This window comes from Spirosoma pulveris, from assembly GCF_054781875.1.
Genome location: NZ_BAAGTO010000001.1, coordinates 715,577 through 736,163 on the forward strand (window position 1 = coordinate 715,577; position 20,587 = coordinate 736,163).

At 49.6% G+C, this 20,587-nt stretch carries 14 protein-coding genes; 6 read left to right on the plus strand and 8 right to left on the minus strand.

Features of this window, described 5'->3' with window-relative positions:
* Positions 1–86: 86 nt before the first annotated feature.
* Positions 87–1,304 (plus strand): saccharopine dehydrogenase family protein, encoded by a 1,218-nt coding sequence (locus ACYVJM_RS02890; RefSeq protein WP_461146697.1) that lies wholly within the window; start codon positions 87–89, stop codon positions 1,302–1,304.
* On the opposite strand, the gene ACYVJM_RS02895 is transcribed toward ACYVJM_RS02890, so the two are convergent.
* From ACYVJM_RS02895 to ACYVJM_RS02905, 3 genes are all read right to left on the minus strand, one after another.
* Positions 1,301–2,275: a Gfo/Idh/MocA family protein gene (locus tag ACYVJM_RS02895; protein ID WP_461146698.1), complete on the minus strand. Its 975-nt coding sequence runs from the start codon at positions 2,273–2,275 to the stop codon at positions 1,301–1,303. The genes ACYVJM_RS02890 and ACYVJM_RS02895 overlap by 4 nt on opposite strands.
* A gap of 258 nt (positions 2,276–2,533) precedes the next feature.
* Complete coding sequence (locus ACYVJM_RS02900) at positions 2,534–3,850, minus strand: aminotransferase class V-fold PLP-dependent enzyme (protein WP_461146699.1); 1,317 nt, start codon at positions 3,848–3,850, stop codon at positions 2,534–2,536.
* A gap of 173 nt (positions 3,851–4,023) precedes the next feature.
* Positions 4,024–7,743: a sensor histidine kinase gene (locus ACYVJM_RS02905; RefSeq protein ID WP_461146700.1), complete on the minus strand. Its 3,720-nt coding sequence runs from the start codon at positions 7,741–7,743 to the stop codon at positions 4,024–4,026.
* Between the two features lie 260 nt (positions 7,744–8,003).
* Between ACYVJM_RS02905 and ACYVJM_RS02910 the strand changes: the two genes are divergently transcribed.
* Both ACYVJM_RS02910 and ACYVJM_RS02915 read left to right on the plus strand, forming a co-directional pair.
* Positions 8,004–8,648, plus strand: coding sequence for a hypothetical protein (locus tag ACYVJM_RS02910; protein WP_461146701.1), 645 nt, complete (start codon positions 8,004–8,006; stop codon positions 8,646–8,648).
* A gap of 84 nt (positions 8,649–8,732) precedes the next feature.
* Positions 8,733–9,092, plus strand: a complete 360-nt coding sequence (locus ACYVJM_RS02915; RefSeq protein WP_461146702.1) for a DUF6970 domain-containing protein — start codon at positions 8,733–8,735, stop codon at positions 9,090–9,092.
* 65 nt (positions 9,093–9,157) lie between these two features.
* On the opposite strand, the gene ACYVJM_RS02920 is transcribed toward ACYVJM_RS02915, so the two are convergent.
* The 3 genes from ACYVJM_RS02920 to ACYVJM_RS02930 form a co-directional block, all read right to left on the minus strand.
* A complete protein-coding gene (locus ACYVJM_RS02920; protein WP_461146703.1) occupies positions 9,158–13,384 on the minus strand; it encodes a hybrid sensor histidine kinase/response regulator in 4,227 nt (1,408 codons plus the stop codon).
* Between the two features lie 228 nt (positions 13,385–13,612).
* A complete protein-coding gene (gene menB / locus ACYVJM_RS02925; protein WP_461146704.1) occupies positions 13,613–14,437 on the minus strand; it encodes a 1,4-dihydroxy-2-naphthoyl-CoA synthase in 825 nt (274 codons plus the stop codon).
* Positions 14,438–14,526: 89 nt separating this feature from the next.
* Positions 14,527–14,985 carry a DUF2452 domain-containing protein gene (locus ACYVJM_RS02930; RefSeq protein ID WP_461146705.1) on the minus strand — a complete coding sequence of 153 codons (459 nt, stop codon included), beginning with the start codon at positions 14,983–14,985 and terminating at the stop codon, positions 14,527–14,529.
* A gap of 119 nt (positions 14,986–15,104) precedes the next feature.
* Between ACYVJM_RS02930 and ACYVJM_RS02935 the strand changes: the two genes are divergently transcribed.
* Genes ACYVJM_RS02935 through ACYVJM_RS02945 form a run of 3 tightly spaced genes read left to right on the plus strand, consistent with a single transcriptional unit; the run spans position 15,105 to position 17,436 of the window.
* The gene (locus tag ACYVJM_RS02935; protein ID WP_461146706.1) at positions 15,105–15,572 is read left to right on the plus strand and encodes a QcrA and Rieske domain-containing protein; all 468 of its coding nucleotides are present in this window, start codon (positions 15,105–15,107) and stop codon (positions 15,570–15,572) included.
* Between the two features lie 2 nt (positions 15,573–15,574).
* Positions 15,575–16,666 (plus strand): AMP-binding protein, encoded by a 1,092-nt coding sequence (locus tag ACYVJM_RS02940; protein ID WP_461147724.1) that lies wholly within the window; start codon positions 15,575–15,577, stop codon positions 16,664–16,666.
* 29 nt (positions 16,667–16,695) lie between these two features.
* Positions 16,696–17,436: a hypothetical protein gene (locus tag ACYVJM_RS02945; protein ID WP_461146707.1), complete on the plus strand. Its 741-nt coding sequence runs from the start codon at positions 16,696–16,698 to the stop codon at positions 17,434–17,436.
* A 76-nt stretch (positions 17,437–17,512) separates the two neighbouring features.
* Here the strand turns inward: ACYVJM_RS02945 and ACYVJM_RS02950 are convergent, their stop codons facing one another.
* Positions 17,513–18,157 (minus strand): class I SAM-dependent methyltransferase, encoded by a 645-nt coding sequence (locus ACYVJM_RS02950; RefSeq protein ID WP_461146708.1) that lies wholly within the window; start codon positions 18,155–18,157, stop codon positions 17,513–17,515.
* Positions 18,158–18,237: 80 nt separating this feature from the next.
* Entirely contained in the window at positions 18,238–20,574 is a 2,337-nt protein-coding gene (locus ACYVJM_RS02955) for a glycoside hydrolase family 65 protein (protein ID WP_461146709.1), read from the minus strand.
* Positions 20,575–20,587: the final 13 nt, after the last annotated feature.

Consider the following 20,587-nt stretch of genomic DNA (forward strand, 5'->3'; position numbering starts at 1 on the left):
CAGTATTTGTATGTAAAATATTTTCACGCTGAGACGCAATACCTTGCATCTCATTCTCGCATCAGCCAAAACTATACCCTATCCTTATGTTCGACATTATCGTTTATGGTGCTACCAGTTTTGTAGGCCAGATCATTACGCGTTACCTGTTCGAGCACTACGGTGTTGATGGCTCCGTAAATTGGGCCATTGCGGGCCGGTCGGAAACAAAACTTCTGGCGGTAAGAAAGTCCCTGGGCGAGATGGCATCCACACTGCCTTTTATGGTAGCGGACGCGCAGTCGGCCGAAGCACTTTCCGGGTTGTGCAGACAAACGAAGGTCGTCTTATCGACAGTTGGGCCTTATGCGTTATACGGTGAGCCACTGGTAAAAGCCTGTGCCGAAACGGGTACGGACTATTGCGACCTGACCGGTGAGGTGCATTGGGTAAAACAGATGATCGGTCGATACGAAGCCCTTGCTCAGCAAACGGGTGCCCGCATCGTACACTGTTGCGGCTACGACTCAATCCCGTCCGATATGGGCGTTTACTACCTGCAACAACAGTCGAAAGCTCGCTTCGGTACAACCTGCGCTACGGTGACAATGCGCGTGAAAGCTGCCAAAGGGGGGGCATCGGGTGGCACCATTGCCAGTGTTCTCAATCTGGTTAAAGAGGCTTCTTCAGATGCGGACCTGCGCAAAGAGTTGGCTAACCCCTACTCGATCTGTCCGCCAGTCGATTACAAACGCCCCAGACAGCAGCCCGTTTTATCGGTGAAATACGATGTGAATGCAAGGTGCTGGATGGCTCCTTTTATCATGGCGGCCGTTAATGAACGGGTCGTTCAGCGATCCAACGCCTTGCTGCACTATCATAAGGATTTTACGTACAACGAAGCCATGCTGGTGGGAAAAGGTGTCGTTGGCTTTTTAGCTTCTACAGCCGTCACGGCAGGCATTGGGGGCTTCATGCTGGCCGTAGCTACCCGCCCACTCCGATCACTAATCGGCCGATTCCTGCCCAAGCCGGGCGAAGGACCCAGCCCGGAAGCCCAGCGTACGGGCTTTTTCGTGCATGACGTATACGGAAAAACCGAATCCGGGAAGACGATACAGATACGCGTTTCCGGCGACCGTGACCCTGGGTACGGCTCAACGGCAAAAATGATCGCTCAGGCGGGGCTTTGCCTGGCACAGGATCTGGCGAAATCAGACAAACCCGGCGGCTTTTATACACCAGCCACCGGGTTTGGGCATCAACTTATTGACCGGCTCCAGGCTAACGCCGGCTTAACCTTTGCGGTTGTGACTACGGCCTAGCGGCCGGTAATTTGATCGAGAATATAATTGATTCGTGCGGCCGTTTCGCCGGTACTTGTGCTTTTACCAACTCCCCGCAAGTCGCTGACGACTAAGTCGATGAGTGGTTGCTGAACATGTTCAGGAAACGGAATCATGTATTCGTCCAACCCCGTTTCCGTTTCGACACGGATGATAAACTTCTCAAAGAAACAGAACGTGATCTTGCCCCTGGAGCCAATCAGTTGTGTCTGGTCCATACGCTGCTCTTTGTTTACCGTAAAACACCAGCTTCCGGTACCCACAACACCCGATTCAAACTCGAAATTTGCCACTACTATGTCGTCGGCGACATACAGACCAGCCTGGTTTCGGGCAAAACCGCCGGCGGTTTTGATCGGACCGAGTACGTACTCCAGAAAATCGAACTGATGGGATGCCAGATCGTGAAAAAGCCCACCACCCGATACCTCGGGCGAGACACGCCAGTTAGGCTGCGTTTGCCCTTCGGTGACGATGGGTTGCTGGTGCAGCTGAATTGTCACGCACCGAATGTTGCCGATAACTTTTTGGTCGATGAGTTCTTTTACTTTCAAAAAATACGGCAGCGCCCGCCGATAAAAAGCAACAAAAAGTGGCACGCCCGTCTCCCGACTTACCTGGTTCATGGCTTCGCATTCGGCGGCATTGAGAGCCATTGGCTTCTCGACATAAACTGGTTTACCGGCCCGCATGGCCCGAATGGCGTAATCGGCATGGGTATCGGGGGGCGTAGCAACGTAAACGGCGTTAACATTGGGGTTGTTAATGAGGGCGTCGGCATCGCTATACCAGACGGGTACATTATGCCGAAATGCATAATCGGCCGCTTTTTGGGCATCCCTCCGCATCACGGCTACCAATGCAGAATTGGGTACCTTGTTGAAAGCAGGCCCACTTTTCACTTCGGTTACATCGCCACAACCGATTATACCCCATTTTACCTGATCCATATACTTTTTCTGGCAGTTACTGACTAAACGCGTAAAGTGATTATAGAAGCAAAACTATTCATTTCCGGAGACCGTGTTGTACTGACTTCACTAAGTGAATCGAAGATAAACTGTGAACTGCCACAATCGTGTTCGGTTATGCGTATTCAACAGGCAATGTAGACCAATGCAAGTTTGGTTTATGTTGTTGTGGATAGAAAATAAAAACGCTGGCTCTTCTGGGGCCAGCGTTTTTTGTTGCGCGAAAGGGGGACGTTTTTAGCTCTTCTTTTGCTTATTAACGGCAATCTGCTTGTCGGCTATGGCGGTAATGGCGGCCACCAGCCGATCCAAATCTTTAGGAGAATGGTAGATATGGGGCGTTACCCGTACGCCTTTAATGTTCTCCCACTCAATCCCCACCGTATGTATTTTGTACTGGTTCAGCAGTTGGCCGTCTATTTCGGAGGGTTTCATGCCGTCGATGGAAAACAGCGCCACCGCTCCTGCATATTGTGGTTTGAAAGACGTATGAATTTTAACGCCGGGAATGTCTTTGACCCGCTCCATCCAGTAATTTTTGAGGTAGTGTGCCCTGGCAAACTTACGGGCCGAGCCAATGCTGTTATGAAAATCGACAGCCGTTCCAATAGCCATTTCGGAGGCAAAGGAGCGCGTTCCCAGACTTTCGAATTTACGAATATCTGGTCCGTCGGGTTCGTTGTTCGACAGCAGCGCCCAAACGTTCTTAATCTTGTTCTGCCTGATATAAAGCATCCCACTGCCAAAAGGCGCACAAAGCCACTTATGCAGACTGCTCGCAAAGTAATCGCAGCCCAGATCGGGAATTTTGAAATCGAATAACGCAAATGAGTGGGCACCATCGGCAATAACCTCGATACCGCGCTTGTGGGCAGCATCGGCAATCTTTCGAACGGGCATCACCTGCCCGATCCAGTTAATCATATGCGTAACATGCACCACCTTTGTACGGGGTGTGAACGCCCGGATGTACTGTTCGGCCAGCGCATCGTCGTCTTCGCTGGGCAGGTTTAGATCGAGGTAAACCAGCTTGATACCATCCCGTTTTTCGCGCTGTTTCCAGGCATTGAGCATGTTGGGGTAGTCCTGTTTCGTGAGCACGACTTCATCGCCCGCTTTCAAATTCAAGCCGAAGATGACCGTGTTCAATCCTTCGGTGGCATTTCGGTTGATGGCAATCTCTTCTGCCGAACAGCCCCCCAAATCGGCCAGTTTGCTCCGCAGGGCTTCGCGGCCCTGATCCAGAATCCGCCACATATAATAGGATGGGGCTTCGTTGCAATACTGATAAAACCGGATGTGCGCATCCTGTACCACTTTGGGCTGCGGACAAACGCCCCCGTTGTTTAGGTTGAGCAGATTAGGGGACACGGTGTATTCTGACTTTATCCAGGACCAGAAATCTTCATCCTGCGCCCACTCAGCGACCGACTTCAACCCGATATCGGCCATGGCGACCGGGTTGGCAAACGTTTCGGGTAAAAATTGTGGGAGCGTGAGCGCACCGGTCGCTGCGGCTGCTGTTTGGCGGAAGAATGTCCTGCGGGTTGCCATAGTTGCTAGGGTATGTACATGAGGATGAACGTGTTCACGCTAAAACTACAAAAATTTCGCAGATTACTGAACATACACCCCCCGGAATAACGAAGCTGAGCAAGCGGCCCGCCCAGTTAGCCCGATGAACAACCGGATAGCCATCGTCTGTAACGGCTTAACGGCCTTTGAACTTACGCGAACGGGAGTGTGACGGTAAACGTAGTCCCTTTCCCTTCTGTACTTTCTACCTCGATCTGCCCCCCCTGCAGCCTGACATATTCCCGGCAAATAGCCAGACCAAGGCCCGTTCCCTGAATGGCATTTACATTGGTGGCCCGGAAGAATTTATTGAACAAATACCGTAGTTCGTTAGCCGGTATCCCTATTCCATTATCACTAACCAACAGCCTTACTTCCAAAGGCTTAAACTCAAGAATCAGGCGGGGCGGGGTGCTGGAAAACTTAAGTGCATTACTTAGCAGATTGGTTAATACATGGGTAAGCAAATTTTGATCTACCTGTATATCAACAGGGCAGCCACGCACATCGAGTAGAACCGACTGACTATTATCCTGACCCTGGCTAAAGGTGGACTGGATCAACTCCCGGCTCAGGGCTACCAGATCGACCCATTCCAGATGTAGCCGGACTTTTCCCTCATCAATTTTACTTAACGTGAGCGTATCATCGATCAACATATTGAGCGAGCCCACCTTGGTAAACAGCACATCGATGTGGCGGGTGATAAGGGCTAAAGATGGATCGGGCACAAACCGTTTGACGTAGAAGCTTATGAGTTCCGCACTCGAATTAATGACGGTTAAGGGCGTTCGGAACTCATGGGAAGCCGTTTCGATAAACTGTGACTTCAACTGGTTCAGCGTTCGCTCTTTTTCGAGGGACTCTTCAAGAATGCGCTCTTTTTCAATGGTTACCGTGATATCGGTGGCGATCCCGACCCAGCGGATAGGCACGCCGTCCTGATTCCTGGCCAGAAACACCCGGGTATGCATCCAGAAAATGCGCCCGTCGCGATGGCGAATCCGAAAACGGAAGCTGAACTCGGGTTCCGGGCTCAAAAACGACTCCCATACCGCAGCTTGATCTTCCTCCACAATACAGGTCAAAAACGTAAGCGGGTCTTCATATAAAGATTGTGGACTCTGGCCGCTAAACGTTTCGTAAGCCGGGTTCATGTAAAGAAACCGAGGCTCATGCAAATCCCGAATCCAGAAAATCTCATCGACATTATCGGCCATTTCACGAAATCGCTGCTCGCTATCCTGAAGCTCCTGACGAGCTGCCTGCTGGTCTACTTTGGCCTGCAACAATTCAACATAAAGAGCCTGATCCTGAAGCTCCTGCCGTTGTTGCAGCACCTCGCTGGTCCGCTCCCGTATCTGCTTCTGCAAATACACCTGCTGCGCTTTTATTTGCTGAACCCGTAGCCGGTATATGCAGTATAGCGTACATACCATCAACAAGATACTCAAGCCTTTAAACCAACCTGTTTGCCAAACCGGAGGAATAATGTGCAAACGGACAAACGTGCCTACTTTGTTCCACGCCCCGTCGTTATTGGAAGCCCTGACCCGGAACACATAATCTCCCGGATTTAGGTTCGTGTAGCTCACTGTACGCTTGACACCCGCCGGAATCCAATCGGCATCGAAGCCTTCCAGTTTATAAGCGTACTGATTTTTGCCCGAAAGCGTATAATTCAACGCAGCAAACTCAAACGACAGTACCGATTGATCGTAGTTGAGCGTAATATCACGGGTTTCGCTGATAACCTTCTTTAGAACAGACTGCGGGTCGTCAATTCGAACCGACCGGTTAAACAACTGAAAATCGGTAATGTAAACGGGTGGAATGAAGGGATTGTCGCGCAGGCGGTCGGGATTAAAACTATTGAGGCCGCTTACGCCCCCGAAATATAACTGCCCATCCTTTCCCGCAAAACAAGCCATCCGGTTAAAGGAATTTTCCTGCAATCCGTCACTGGCGGTATAATTTCGAATGATCTGAGTAGCAGGCTTAAACGAGCTCAGTCCTTTATTGGTACTTAACCATAAGGTACCCTGTTTATCTTCAAGGATACCTTTTATCACTTCGTTAGCCAGCCCGTTCTCCTGACGGTAAGTGGTAAATGTTCGGGTGCGCGCATTGAATCGACTTAAGCCGCTATTGGTACCAATCCAGAGTTGACCCGACTTGCTTTCAAAAAGGGCATTTACCTGATTATTGGGCAAGCTTCCGGCATTTTTAACATTCCGCATGTACCGGGTAAACTGCTTCGTTCGGGGATCAAGGACATTAATGCCCCCCCCATCCGTGCCCAGCCAGATGTTACCGCTTCGATCCTCCCACAAGGCAGTAATGGTCTGGTAACTGAGCTGGCCAGCCTGATCAGGATGTGCATCAAACTGAGTACTGGTATTTGTTTCAGGGTCATAGCGAATGACGCCCCCTTCGAAGGTCCCCAACCAGAGGATGCCGTTTTTGGCTTCCAGAATCACATTTACACTCAATGGGCTAAAATTCCCCTTTGGTTCAAAGGTGTCCTTTTCCCGGTTGAATAGGGTTAGACCGCCTTTAAAACTACCCGCCCAGATACGCTTCCGATGGTCTTCATAGATGGCGAGGATAAAATTCCGGGGATTTGACGAAGCATCCTGCCCGATACATTGGTAAGCTTTAAAAACAGACTGACCTTTTTGGAGGATATTTATACCTCCGCCATCCGTACCCAGCCATAAGTCGCCCTCTTGGTCGACCCGAACCGTTAGAATATTATTATGGGTCAGCTTACTTGTGTTTTGCGGGCTTCGTTGGTACAGGTTGAATTTTGGCGGGAGGGCGTCCAATTTATTAACACCGCCCGAATAGGTGCCTACCCACATCGTACCAACGGGGTCGCGATACATGGAGTAAATAGAGCCATTGTTAAGGCCGCCGGTATTATCGGCCTGAAAGGTGTAATAGGAGAAGGTACCGTTGGGGTGCATGAGCGTAATTCCCCCATTTTGGGTGCCGACCCATAAGGTATGGTCGTTGCCCTCGGCCAGCACCATTACATCGTTATTGGAGAGCTGCCCCGGCTGCTTCGTAGAATGCTGGATGTGTTTAAAGACCCCCCTGGCTCGGTCGAGGAGATTTAAGCCGCCACCTTCGGTACCTACCCAAAAGTGGCCTTTGGAATCTTCCAGACAGGTGGTTACCCGATTATGGCTTAAGGAGTGAGGCAGAGCCGGATCGTGCTGAAAATGAGTAAAGGAATTCGTTCGCGGATCCAGCCGATCCAGACCGCTGCCATCGGTTCCAATCCAGATAAAGCCGCTCTGATCAATGAAAACAGAACTGACTCGATTGTCAATTAAGCTGGTGGGATTAGCCGCCTGATGGGTAAAATGAGTAAATGTTTTTCGTTGCGGATCAAATCGATCCAATCCCCCCCCGGCCGTACCTACCCAGAGGTACCCATATGCATCCTGGGTGATGGCCATCACCTTGTTATGACTGAGGCTGTTCGTCTTCCCGGCCAAGTGTTTGTAGTTGGTAAAGGTTTCGGTGCTGGCATCAAACAAACTGAGACCGCCATCATCGGTACCTACCCATAAATTGCCTTGTTTATCTTCAAAAACAGTATGTATGAAGTTATGACTCAGGCTATTGACTTTGCGGGAATCATTCCGGTATACGGTATAGGTATAGCCATCAAACCTGTTTAGCCCATCCTGTGTACCAAACCACATAAACCCTCTACGGTCCTGTAAGATACAGGTCACATTGTCCTGAGAAAGGCCATCGCGGGTGGTTAGGTAGATAAACTGCCCTGTTTTCGACTGAGCCTGAAGGGCTTGACCCGGCCAGAGACCAATAAGCAGTAAACAGAATAAAAAGATGGGCATGGTTCGATCGGCGGGACACAAGCAACTTTATAGCAATAATAGATACTAAAATAGAATCATTTATCAATTTTTAATAACTCACAATATACATATTATTCTAATCAGTACATAAAAGCAGAAGGTACCTTCCAGACTGTTTTGGCACCTGCTTCACTAAAACTGCGTATTTTAATCTAATTAAAAATTAGCCATCACGCATATTTATTCTTACTTGCTTATTTTCAACTTATCTATGCAAACTCACCTGTCCACCTAAACATATGAATTTATCAAAACTAAAACAACTGACCAGTATTCAGCTTTTTACAATCTTCCTGCGGTATCTTCTTGGCGGGGCGTTTGTTTTTGCCAGTATTGTTAAAATTCAGGGACTGCGCTTCACTACCGATTCGGGAGCGAATGCCCCAATTCATGATGCATGGCATTTTTTTGAGACCTTATACCAATCAGGTCTCTACTGGCAATTTCTTGGCTGGGGACAATTGATTGCCGGTTTTTTATTGATGACCCAACTTTTCAGCACATTGGGAGCAATGCTATTTTTCCCCATTATCGTGAACATCTTCGTCATAACGATTTCCTATTATTTCGCTGGCACACCCGTTATTACGTTCTTGATGCTTCTGGCAAACCTATACCTGCTTGTGTGGGACTGGAATCGGTTCAGGATAGTAGTATTACCGAATCAGCGAACGTTTGTCGAAGAGGTATACCCGCTCATGCAAAAGTCAGCCTGGGCGTATTTGGGCCTATTTTATGCAGGTCTTTCTCTACTGGCCAAGTTGGCTATCCAGTCGTTCGTAACGCTCCTGCTGGTGTTTGGTGTTGCGTTGGTCGCAGGTCTGGCGGTACTGATTTATACACTGGTAAAACACAAAAAAACGATTTTATTAGTGGAGCATTGACTACCAATCATTGCAACCGTTCGTTACTAATTCGAATCCGGTAATAAGCAGCCTTTCCCAATAAAACGGCTACCAACAGTCCGAATGAACGATCACCTCAAGCTTCTCACTCTATTCGCTCTAACGGCTTTAGGCTTCACGCAGGATGCACCTCCACGGCAGGTACTGCCCACTTTTGTTCAGACCCTGATCAACCAAACAGAAAAACTGCCAGTCTGGAATCCCCCGGCTAGCATCTACCGGTACACCTACAATGGTCAAACGGTGTACTATCTATCAGCCCGGTGCTGCGATATACCCAGTACATTATTCGCTGAAGATGGCCGTATCCTTTGCTTTCCATCGGGAGGGTTTGCTGGCTCCGGGGATGGAAAATGTACCGACTTCTTATCAGCCCGATCGAATGAAACCCTTATCTGGCAGGATACCCGACGAAAAAAATAAGCAAGTTGGTTCGTTGTTATCAGCCCTTAGTTGACAGTTACTGCCTCAGCTATTGACCAACTTACCTAGGCGGCTACATCACGCTCCCGGCTCTTCAGGCTCACCTGCTGAAGTGACTTTGTCAATTGAGTCAGAACCGGGGGTTTTGACATGTACTCATTCATTCCCGCAGCCAAACACAATTCCCGATCTTCCAGCATAGCATCTGCTGTCAGGGCAATGATCCAGGGTTGCGGAATGGGTTGCTCGCGTATGAGCCGCGTTGCCTCCAGTCCATCCATTTCCGGCATTTGTATATCCATCAAAATCAAATCAAATCCCTCGTGCAACCGCAAGAGTACTTCCTGTCCGTTACTGGCAACGGTTGGTGAATAGCCAAGCTTGTTGAGCACCCGAACCAGAAGCTTTACATTGATCGGATTATCTTCAGCAATCAGTATCTGCAAAGGGTACTGATTGGCAAAATCAGCTTTATACGCCGACTGCGAACGGTCGGTATGATGCGGAGATGCACCTACATGGGGTGTAAGTGCCTGATGAATTGACTGCCCCAGGTGGTTGTAATGGATGGGCTTGGTAATCATTCCGGAGAACAAATCGGCATGCGCTTTTCGCCGTTGATCACCTACCCAGCTCAGCAGGATAACCGGCACATCGGGGAAATTGCTTTTTAGTTTTCCGGCCAGTTCAATTCCATCCATTTCCGGCATTTGCTGATCGGTAATAACCAGATCGTATGGACCATGTTGAGCCATTAACGCGAGCGCTTCCCGGCCCGATCCGGCCAGGGCAGGCCGTAGATGCCAGTGCTCAAGTTGCATACGAAGCACCTGAAGACTGGTTTGATTATCATCCACAAGTAGTACCGACTTCCCTGCTATTAGACTATCCGGCCCATATGCAAGACCTTGCTTTTGCTGCGCCACCGTCTGGCATACCAGCGTAAACCGGAAGGTGGTACCTGTCCCCTCTTCACTTTCAACCCGGATGTCTCCACCCATCAGTTCAATCAGTCGCTGGCTGATGATTAGCCCCAGACCCGTGCCGCCGTATTGGCGGGTATGAGACGAATCGACCTGAGAAAACGCCTTGAAAAGTTGACCGAGTTTATTAGCAGGAACACCAATACCTGTATCCCGCACTGTTATGGCTAACTCCACCGTCTGATCAGGCCGTTTAGAAACGAGCTGGACGTGAACCATAACTTCGCCTTCATGCGTAAACTTAACGGCGTTGCCAACCAGGTTTATCAAAATCTGCCGCAGGCGCAGACTATCGCCCAGAATTTGAGGAGGCACCTGCTGGTCAATCTGATAGATCAGATCGAGACCGGTTTGTCCGGCTTTGCCCGCAAACATATCCAGCACTTCTTCCAGGCAGGATCGCAATTCGATGGGTTGTTGTTCCAGCTCCATCTTGCCGGATTCAATCTTGGAGAAGTCAAGAATATCGTTGATCACGCCCAACAAACTTTCGCCACAGCTACGAATGGTCTGGGTGTATTCCCGCTGTTCTTCAGACAGGGGCGTATCTTCCAAAAGCGATGTCATTCCGATCACGCCATTCAGCGGGGTACGAATTTCATGACTCATAGTAGCAAGAAACACACTTTTAGCCTTATTAGCGGTTTCAGCTTCGAGCCGCGCCTGCTGTTCCTGCGCCGATTGCTGGGCTAGTTTTTCGTACTGTTGCTCTAACTTCTCATTCAATATCTGCAAATGAATGGCCTGTTTTTCAAGCTTCATTTTTTGCAGAGTTACTTCGCGGGTTCGCTTATGAACCTGACTTTGCAGAGTTATTTTTTGAAGCCGGATATTATGGACCCGCATTCGGTAGGCTATGTATAAACCACTCAGAAAGATAATCAGGAGCAAGCCTCTGAACCACCAGGTTTGCCAGAAGGGAGGGATAATATGCAGATTAACAAACGTTCCGGTATTGTTCCAGACACCATCGTTATTGGACGCCTTTACCCGAAAAACGTAGTTGCCCGGATCAAGGTTTGTGTAGGTTGCCGTTCGTTTAGTACCTGCCAGTGTCCAGTCTTTGTCGAAACCTTCCAGTTTGTAGGCGTATTGATTTTTGTCGGGGAAAGCGTAATTCAGGGCAGCAAACCCGAACGACAGCACCGACTGGTCGTAATTGAGTGTAATATCGCGGGTAGCGCCAATCAACTTCGTCAGTGGCGACCCCGTATCCTGAACACGAACCGGTTTGTTGAAAATTTGGAAGTCCGTGAGATAAACCGGAGGACTGAATGGGTTATACGCTAAACTATCGGGATAGAAACTATTAAATCCGCTCAGTCCCCCAAAAAAGAATTGACCACTGCTGCGACTCTTAAACATCGATGACCGATTGAACGAGCCCTCTTGCAACCCATCACTGGAGTCGAAGTTTCGTACAGCAAATGTTTGTGGGTTAAAGGACGTCATTCCTTTATTCGTACTGAGCCATAACGTGCCGCTTTTGTCCTCCAGAATTCCCTGGATCACGTCGTTGGCTATCCCTTTCGACCGACCGTAGGCCGTAAACGTCTGCGTCTTCGGATCGAATTTGTTCAGCCCCCCGTTGGTACCTATCCAAAGTTGACCCGTTGAACTCTCAAACAGGGTAGTTACCATATTATTGCTCAGGCTTTTGGGATTCTGACGTTCATACTGGTACTGGGTAAATTTATTCTGGTCCGGATGGAACACATTGATGCCTCCCCCTTCCGTTCCCACCCAGATATTACCGGTATGATCTTCCCAAAGTGTTGTAATCGTATGGTAATTAAGTTGACCAGGCTGTGCCGGATTAGCCCGATACCAAGTTGTGGCCCCCGTCTGTCTATCGTATCGGATAAGGCCATCTTCGAAAGTACCCAGCCACATCGCGCCATTCCGGGCTTCAAGAATAACACTGATACTCAATTGATTAAAATTACCTTTCTGTTCAAATGTGTTGCTGACACGATTAAACAGGTAGAGTCCACCTTTATAATTACCCGTCCATATTTGCTTGTGAGCGTCTTCGTAAATGGCCAGTACGTAATTACGGCCATATAAAGAGGCACTTCGACCTTTATCCTGGTAAGCAGTAAAAACAGATTTACCTTTCTTCAACACGCAAATCCCCCCACCATCAGTCCCCAGCCACAAGTCGCCCCGATGGTCCTCCCGAATGGCAAGTATATTGTTGTTTGTCAAATTGTGGGTGCTGACGTTGGTGTGTTGATAAAGTTTGAACTTTAGCGGAAGAGCATCAATCCTATTTACCCCGCCGGAATAGGTTCCAATCCACATGGCGCCCACCCGATCCCGGCACATGGCATAAATAGAGCCGTTATTTAATCCATCGGCATCATCCTTGTTATATCTATAATGCGTAAATGAACCATCCTGATGGAGCAGATCAATACCTCCGTTTTGCGTTCCAATCCAGATGGTGTGGTGACTGTCTTCGGCCAGCACCATTACGTTGTTCTGGGGCAGTTGAGCCGGATGATCTGACGGATGCTGATAGCGCGTAAACTGGCCGGTTGCGCGGTCAAGCCGATTCAATCCTCCCCCCTCTGTTCCCACCCAAAAGCGCCCTTGTGTATCTTCCAAACAGGTAGTCACCTGATCATGACTCAGAGAACGCGTATCGGATGGGTTATGTCGATAGTGGGTGAAAAGGCTGGAAGTCCTGTCGAACCGATCTAATCCTCCCCCATCTGTACCCACCCAGAGTGCTCCGGAACGATCGATTGAGAGCGAGCTGATACGATCATCGCTAAGACTACCCGGCTTACTGGATTGATGCGTAAAATGCACAAACGATTTTTTCCGGGGATCGAAGCGATCCAGTCCACCACCGGCGGTACCCACCCACAAGTACCCTTGTGCATCCTGGGTTATTGCCATGACCTTATTATGACTAAGGCTGTTTTTTACACCGGGTAGGTGTTGAAAATTAGTGAAGACTTCAGTATCCGTATCAAATAAGCTTAGCCCACCCTCGTCGGTTCCTACCCATAAGCGCCCCTGGGCATCTTCAAAAATTGTGTGTATATAACTGTTGCTCAGGCTGGACGATTTCAGAGGATCGTTCTGATATAGGGTAAAATTATAACCATCGAATTTATTCAGGCCATCGCGGGTACCAAACCACATAAACCCACGCTTGTCCTGTAAAATGCAGGTTACATTATTCTGAGAAAGACCTTGATCAGTTGTTAGATGCGTAAATCGTACGGTATACGACTGCGCCTGAGCTAATCGAAGAACAATTAGCCCGGAAAGAATTAAAAAAAAACGAAAAAACATCTTTAAAGTTTAAGCTACGGCATATTAGTATGTAAATATAGGAATATCTAATGTATTTATTCTATGAAAGGTTACATAATATTTACATACAAGCACTTTTGTTACTAACTCAACATCAGTCAATTGACAGCCTGCTATCGACTACAAAAAATAAGCGGAACCCTCAGGATTCCGCTTATTTTTTGTACAATCAACAATTCATCTGCCGAATTTGGGCACGACAGTTTATCAGGGGAATTTCGGGAATTTACTGAAATCTGGTTTTCGTTTTTCCAGAAAAGCGTCTTTACCCTCCTTTGCTTCTTCGGACAAGTAGTAAAGCAGCGTTGCATCGCCCGCAAGTTGCTGAATACCAGCCTGCCCGTCGAGTTCAGCGTTGAAAGAGGCCTTGAGCATCCGAAGAGCCAGGGGACTCTTTTCCAGCATCTTGCGGCACCAGGATATGGTTACTTCTTCCAGTTGATCGAGGGGGACCACTTTATTGACCAAGCCCATATCCAGCGCTTCCTGGGCGTTGTACTGATCGCATAAAAACCAGATTTCACGGGCTTTTTTCTGCCCCACAACCCGCGCCAGATAGGATGCACCAAACCCACCGTCGAACGAGCCAACTTTGGGGCCTGTCTGTCCAAAACGGGCGTTTTCAGCCGCAATGCTGATGTCGCAAACTACGTGCAGCACATGCCCGCCACCAATGGCGTAACCGGCTACCATAGCGATTACCGGTTTGGGTATACGACGAATCTGCATTTGCAGATCCAGCACATTCAAACGGGGTACTTTATCAGTACCTACGTAACCACCATGCCCTCGTACAGATTGATCACCTCCCGAACAAAAGGCTTCTCCGCCTTCGCCGGTCAGGATGATAACTCCTACACGCTCGTCCTGGCGGGCCAGCTCCATGGCTTCCGACATTTCCGTGACGGTCAATGGTGTAAAGGCATTCCGCTTGTGAGGCCGGTTGATGCTTATTTTAGCGATGCCGTCGTAGTAGCTGAAGATAATTTCCTGGTACTCTTTGATCGTTTCCCAGGGGTAGTTGCTTTGCATAAATTCAAAAGAGTGAAAGGGCGAAAGAGGAAATGAGCGAAAGAATCTACAGCTAACCTATGGCCTTCGTCTCTCGCTCATTCCCTCTTTCACTCATTAAATGAAACTTCGTGATAGTACACATCCCAGGTATGGTCGGCCATCATGCGGACCGTAGCGAGACAGCGTTCAAACGGGAATTTACGGCCCCATTCGTTGGGGGCGATCATAGACAGAAGATCGGTTCCATTTTTGCGCTGATAAAAATAATAGGTATGACCCACTACGGGTTCAAAACTCATCTGGGCCGAATAAATTCGCTCCGATATTTCGACCCGGTTCCGAATGGCAGTGGCCTGTTCAGCAAGCAGTTGCATTTGTTTATACAGCTGGCTCAACTGCATGTCTGTCTGCTCGCGCATGGCCGATACCGCCCGACCCGTAATTTTACCCTTATCTTCAGGACGTATTACGGCCCCGCCCGCTGTGTGCGCATAGGTGAGCAGACCCGGCGATTCGGCTACTTTATCCGGAGAAATCGGGTTGACGAAAATTTTTGCTTCTTCCATACTTGATGATTGGGTAACAGCCCGGCAAACGTCTTTGTTTGCTGTCGTTGAATGACAAAAAATAAAGCATATTTACACCCCTAACAGGCCTAATGCCACAAAAGTACGTTAAAACGAATATGGAAACCACCTTTACCCCCGCAGAGAACACGATAATGCCCCGCCACGAGTTTTTCCGTCTTGTAGGTACAAGTATCGGCGCTATCCTGTTGACCCGTTGCCTGGCGGGCTGTTCTGCGCAGGGAAATTCAGAACCGACCCCAGATCCTGCCCTGAAAATAGATTTCACACTTCGTCTGGACGAAAAAATCAATGAAAATCTGCTCGTTAAAGGGGGCTATGTGATCAAAAACGATATCATTGTGGCCCAAACGAAAGACGGTCAATACGTAGCGGTGTCTGCAAAATGTACGCATCAGGGAACTGAATTGACCTTCAAATCTGTCGAAAACCAGTTTTATTGCCCCCTCCATCAGTCCCGCTTCAATACAACTGGGCAGGTTGTCGTTGGCCCGGCTACCCAAGCCCTCACCCAGTACACTGTTGAGGTTAACGCGGCCGCACAAACAATACGTGTGCATAATTAATGATGACGCTTATCTCGCCTAACCCTAATTCCTGGCCAACACCCGAAACGCCATACGAGGAAGAAGCGTTGGCTTTTTGCCGATCCTGGCTGGGAGGGCAGCAGCAGTTTACGCTGTACACATCCGGCTCAACCGGCACCCCAAAACCCATTCTGTTGACCCGCTCGCAGATGCAGGCGAGCGCTCAGCTAACCGGACAAACACTGGGTTTGCAAGCGGGTGACGCAGCCCTTGTTTGTTTGAACATTCGCTACGTGGCGGGAATTATGATGCTCGTTCGGGGCCTTGAACTGGGTCTGCCCATGACCATTATTGAGCCATCCGGTAACCCCCTGCTCAGCTTTACACCTGGAGCCGACGCGTTTGCGTTTACAGCCCTTGTTCCGCTTCAACTTCAGACCATACTGGAGCAAAGTCGGGATAAGCTTCAACTCCTCAACGGCATGAAAGCGATTCTGGTTGGGGGAGCCGCCACCAGTTCCGCACTCGAAAAAGCCCTGCATGTGGTTAAAGCACCCGTTTATGCCACCTATGGCATGACGGAAACCGTTTCGCACATTGCCCTCCGCCGACTTAATGGGCCTGATGCCAGCGACTTATTTACGGCTCTCAATGGCGTTCAGTTGGGTATCGATGCACGGGGTTGCCTGCACATCACGTCGGCCGCCACTAATTTCCAACGCATCCAGACAAACGATGTCGTTGAACTGCTACCCGATACTGGAACCGGGAACACACAGTTCAGGCTGTTGGGACGAGCCGACCGGGTTATTAACAGTGGTGGGGTGAAGGTACAGCCAGAACAGGTAGAAGATCTCATAAACAACCGATTGACTTACCAATCCACTAAGAATAGAGGGCTGATCCCCCGGCTTTTCGTCGCTGGCCTACCCGACGAACGATTGGGCCAGCGCGTTGTGGTGATCTGCGAGCAGGTAGCCATACCTCCACAGCAATGGGCCCAGATTCTGGAAGTTATCCGGGAGAAGCTTGGCTCCTACGCCGTGCCCAAAGAGTTGATACCTGTTGCCCGATTTCTGGAAACTCCGACTGGTAAGGTTGATCAGAAAGCGACTATAGCCCAAATACCTTAACTTTGCCGGCCTAGTCAACACGACTTCTTATGTCCTTCCAAAGTCTTCAGATTCGTTACCAGACGGCCCGGTCACTGCCCGCGCCGTATTCATACTTTTATACTCTTTCCATAAAAACCATTGCGGCCAATGCCGTCGAGGTAGATCTGGCAATCACGTATCCGGACCGGGACGATATTGACGACGACGAGCTCATTGCCGAAGGCTACACCCGGGATGATGATTTTGCGTGGTCGGGTCGACTTCCGAAAGCCTGGTGGGAAGCCCTTGCCAATCTTGTTCGCAAAACAAAACTACAACCCGGTATCGAGGAGGATTTAGGCGAGGACGATGATTTCTGGGAGATTACCGCGGCAACGGATAAAGGCAACACGACCAGCGGTAGACCCGAAAAACCGGATGACTGGCAGTATCTGATGCAGGAATTGATTCAGGCAACGTACGAAGCAATGGGTCGCGAACGCCCGTTTGAGCTAATCTACCTGAACCTAAGCAATCCATCCGGCGAACATGAATTGCGGCTAACCGCTTCGTTTGCCGAGCGGTCGGTTAACATCACATCCGTTGAAAACCGGAAGGAGCAAACCAAAACCGTACCCTGGTCCACCTTGCTCCACGTGATGAGCCAGGTGTATAATTACGATTACGACCCCGACGATGCGCAGCTGAAACGTCCCCGACGCGACGGGCAGTGGCTCAACCTAGGTACCGAAGAATGGTATGACATCAGCGACTACAAAGCCCTCACAAAACTGTTTCGCGATCTGTAACGACCTGTTTACCAAAAGCTGTTTTAGTGATTGGTTATTCGTTACCGAATTAGCAACCAAAGTATTAACCAGTTACTCACCGGCTCCAAACTTCAGACGAGGCCATCTCGCCAACCTGGGCTTTGCGCTCCAGAAGGGATAAACCTGCATCAGCAAGGCATTGCTGCCAATTTACCAGACTGCTGCTTTGGATACCGGCGATAAGCCTGAAAAATCGGATCATTGTCCATAAGAGCACCTTCTGCCACCAGATTGAAGGCGCTACAAAATCAGTGACCAGCCACGTCCCACCGGGCTTTAGTGCACGAAGTAAGCTGGGAATTAGGCGATTCTGTAGGGTTTGTTCATTGAAAAGGTCCAGTAGAAACGGCGTTATGACCACGTCAAACTGGTCGCTGGCATCGAGTGTTGTTTCGTCGCCTACCCGAAACGTCACAGTACCGGGCAGCGATTTGCGCGTCATTCGTCGGGTGGCGCGGGCTACCATGCGGCTCGATGTTTCGAGATAGAGTACTCGTTCTGGCTTACAATCGACCAGCAGTTGCTCCAATAGCCAGCCTGTTCCCCCACCCACCAGCAGCACGGAGGATTTGGGCGTTACCCGGTCCAGAAAGATACCCTGTGCCCGCTGTAATTTCCGGCCAAAGACCAGAAACGCCAATGTGTCATAAACGGGAGCGATCCAGTTGAAATTACCTCCGGGATTTTTTTTAACGTCCATTTTTGCCGTCGTGAGTGGTTAACAGGTCATCCACTGGTACTAACCGAAAACGGGTTAACCTGTTAACCACGCACAACAACTCAGGCGGCTACTTTCGCAGACACCGTCTGCTGACTCTCCGCTCCAACGACCACCGCTTCGCCAAGCAGTTGTATCGTAATGGGTTGAGAAGAAAAATTGGCCACCGTCACATCCTGTTGGGTAGTGGTAACCTGCAGCAGTACACCCCGATAACGAATTTTAAATGCCAGGGACTGCCAGTTATCCGGGCAATAGGGGTTGAGGACAACCCGGGGATCGGCACCGTCCACCTGTTCAATCCGTAACCCGCCAAATCCTTTCACCACCGCCAGCCACGTACCGGCCATACTGGTAATGTGACATCCATCTTCGGTGTCGTTGTTGTAATCGTCGAGGTCGAGCCGGGCAGTGCGCAGGTACATTTCGTAGGCTTTCTCTTTCATACCCAGTTTGGAGGCCTGAATCGAGTGAACGCAGGGCGAAAGTGACGATTCGTGGACGGTCATCGGCTCGTAAAAGTCGAAGTTCCGGCGCAGGGTGTCCGTATCGAACTCATCTTCGAAGAAATAAAGCCCCTGTAACACATCAGCCTGCTTGATGAAGCACGACCGCAGAATCCGGTCCCAGGACCAGTTCTGGTTGATAGGCCGCTGCCCCTTCGGAATATCCGAAACGGGCATCAGGTCCTTATCCAAAAAGCCTTCCTGTTGCAGAAAAACGCCTTTTTCGTCATCTGCAGGCAGGTACATTTTCTCAATAATTTGCCGGGCCGTAGCCAGTTCCTTCTCTTCCCGGAAGTGAATCCGGTCGATCAGGTCCGCATACTTCTCGGCGTCGAGTACTTTCACTTTCGCCACGGCTTCGGTGGTGTACCGGAGCGTCCAGGCGGCTATGTAGTTGGTATACCAGTTGTTGTTGACGTTGTTTTCGTACTCATTGGGCCCGGTTACGCCTAACATTACGTACTTTTCTTTCTCCTTCGACCAGTTGACCCGCTGGCTCCAGAACCGGCTAATGGCAATAAGGACTTCCAGACCATACTCAACCAGATACTGTTCATCGCCGGTGTAGCGAACATAATCGAAGATGGCATAGGCAATGGCACCATTGCGATGGATTTCCTCAAAGGTGATCTCCCACTCATTATGGCATTCTTCACCGTTCATGGTTACCATCGGATACAAAGCCGCCCCGGCCCGGAAACCGAGTTTCTGAGCATTTTCGATGGCTTTACCGAGTTGCTTGTAGCGGTACACGAGCAGATTTTTTGCTACTTTCTGGTCGGCGGTAGCCAGGTAAAACGGCAGGCAGTACGCTTCGGTATCCCAATAGGTCGACCCGCCGTACTTTTCGCCGGTAAACCCTTTGGGTCCGATGTTCAACCGCTCGTCTTCACCGGTGTAGGTCTGGTTCAACTGAAATATATTGAACCGAATACCCTGCTGAGCGGCAATATCGCCCTCAATGATGATGTCGTTGGTTTTCCATTTATCTGCCCAGGCTTGCTTTTGCTCGAACAGCATTTTCTCGAATCCCTTCCGGGTAATCCGCTGGATGTACTGATGCGCATCCTTAATAATCGTATCCGGGTCGTAGTTGAGCGACGAAATATTTACGGCATACTTATAAATGACCGTTTCCTGCCCTTTCCGGCAGTCGAGCGTCATCCGGTTAGCCACGTACTTTTCGTACTTGAGTGGTTGCGACTGATAGTCGACTTTTACGCCGTCCTGCTCAATTTCAACGCACATGCCGGTAGCCACATGGAAGCCCGTTTTGCGGGTGCGGAGCTCGATATACGCTTCGCCATAACCGGTTTCTTTCCGAACCTCATCCCAGAATGTTTCGTCGTAATTAGCGTCGCGGTTACGAATGTCGCCGTTGATGTAGGGCGTGATGGTGATCTTAGCTTCGAAGTTCAGCGGCTTGATGGCATAGCGAATGGCCCCGGCTTCGTCGTCGACGATGGAACAGAACCGTTTGGCATTTACCTGAAGCTCTTTACCGCTTTTAAGGACAGCCACGAAGGAGCGTTCGAGGTAACCCTCCTGCATGTTCAGCACCCGGCGAAAATCGCGAACTTCGCAGTGATTGAGGTCGAGGGTTTCGTATTCTATATCAATGTCGATACCAATCCAGTTGGCGGCATTGAGGACTTTGGCAAAGTATTCGGGGTAGCCGTTTTTCCACCAGCCTACCCGCGTTTTGTCGGGGTAATACACGCCCGCCACATAATTACCCTGTAGTGATTTACCGGTGAATTTTTCTTCAAAGTTCCCCCGCTGACCAAGCCGGCCATTGCCGAGCGACATCACACTTTCCGTAATTTCATTAAAATCGGGGTGAAACCCGTCTTCAACAATATTCCAGGGGTCCTGAGTTATATAATTTTTCATTCAATAGATGATT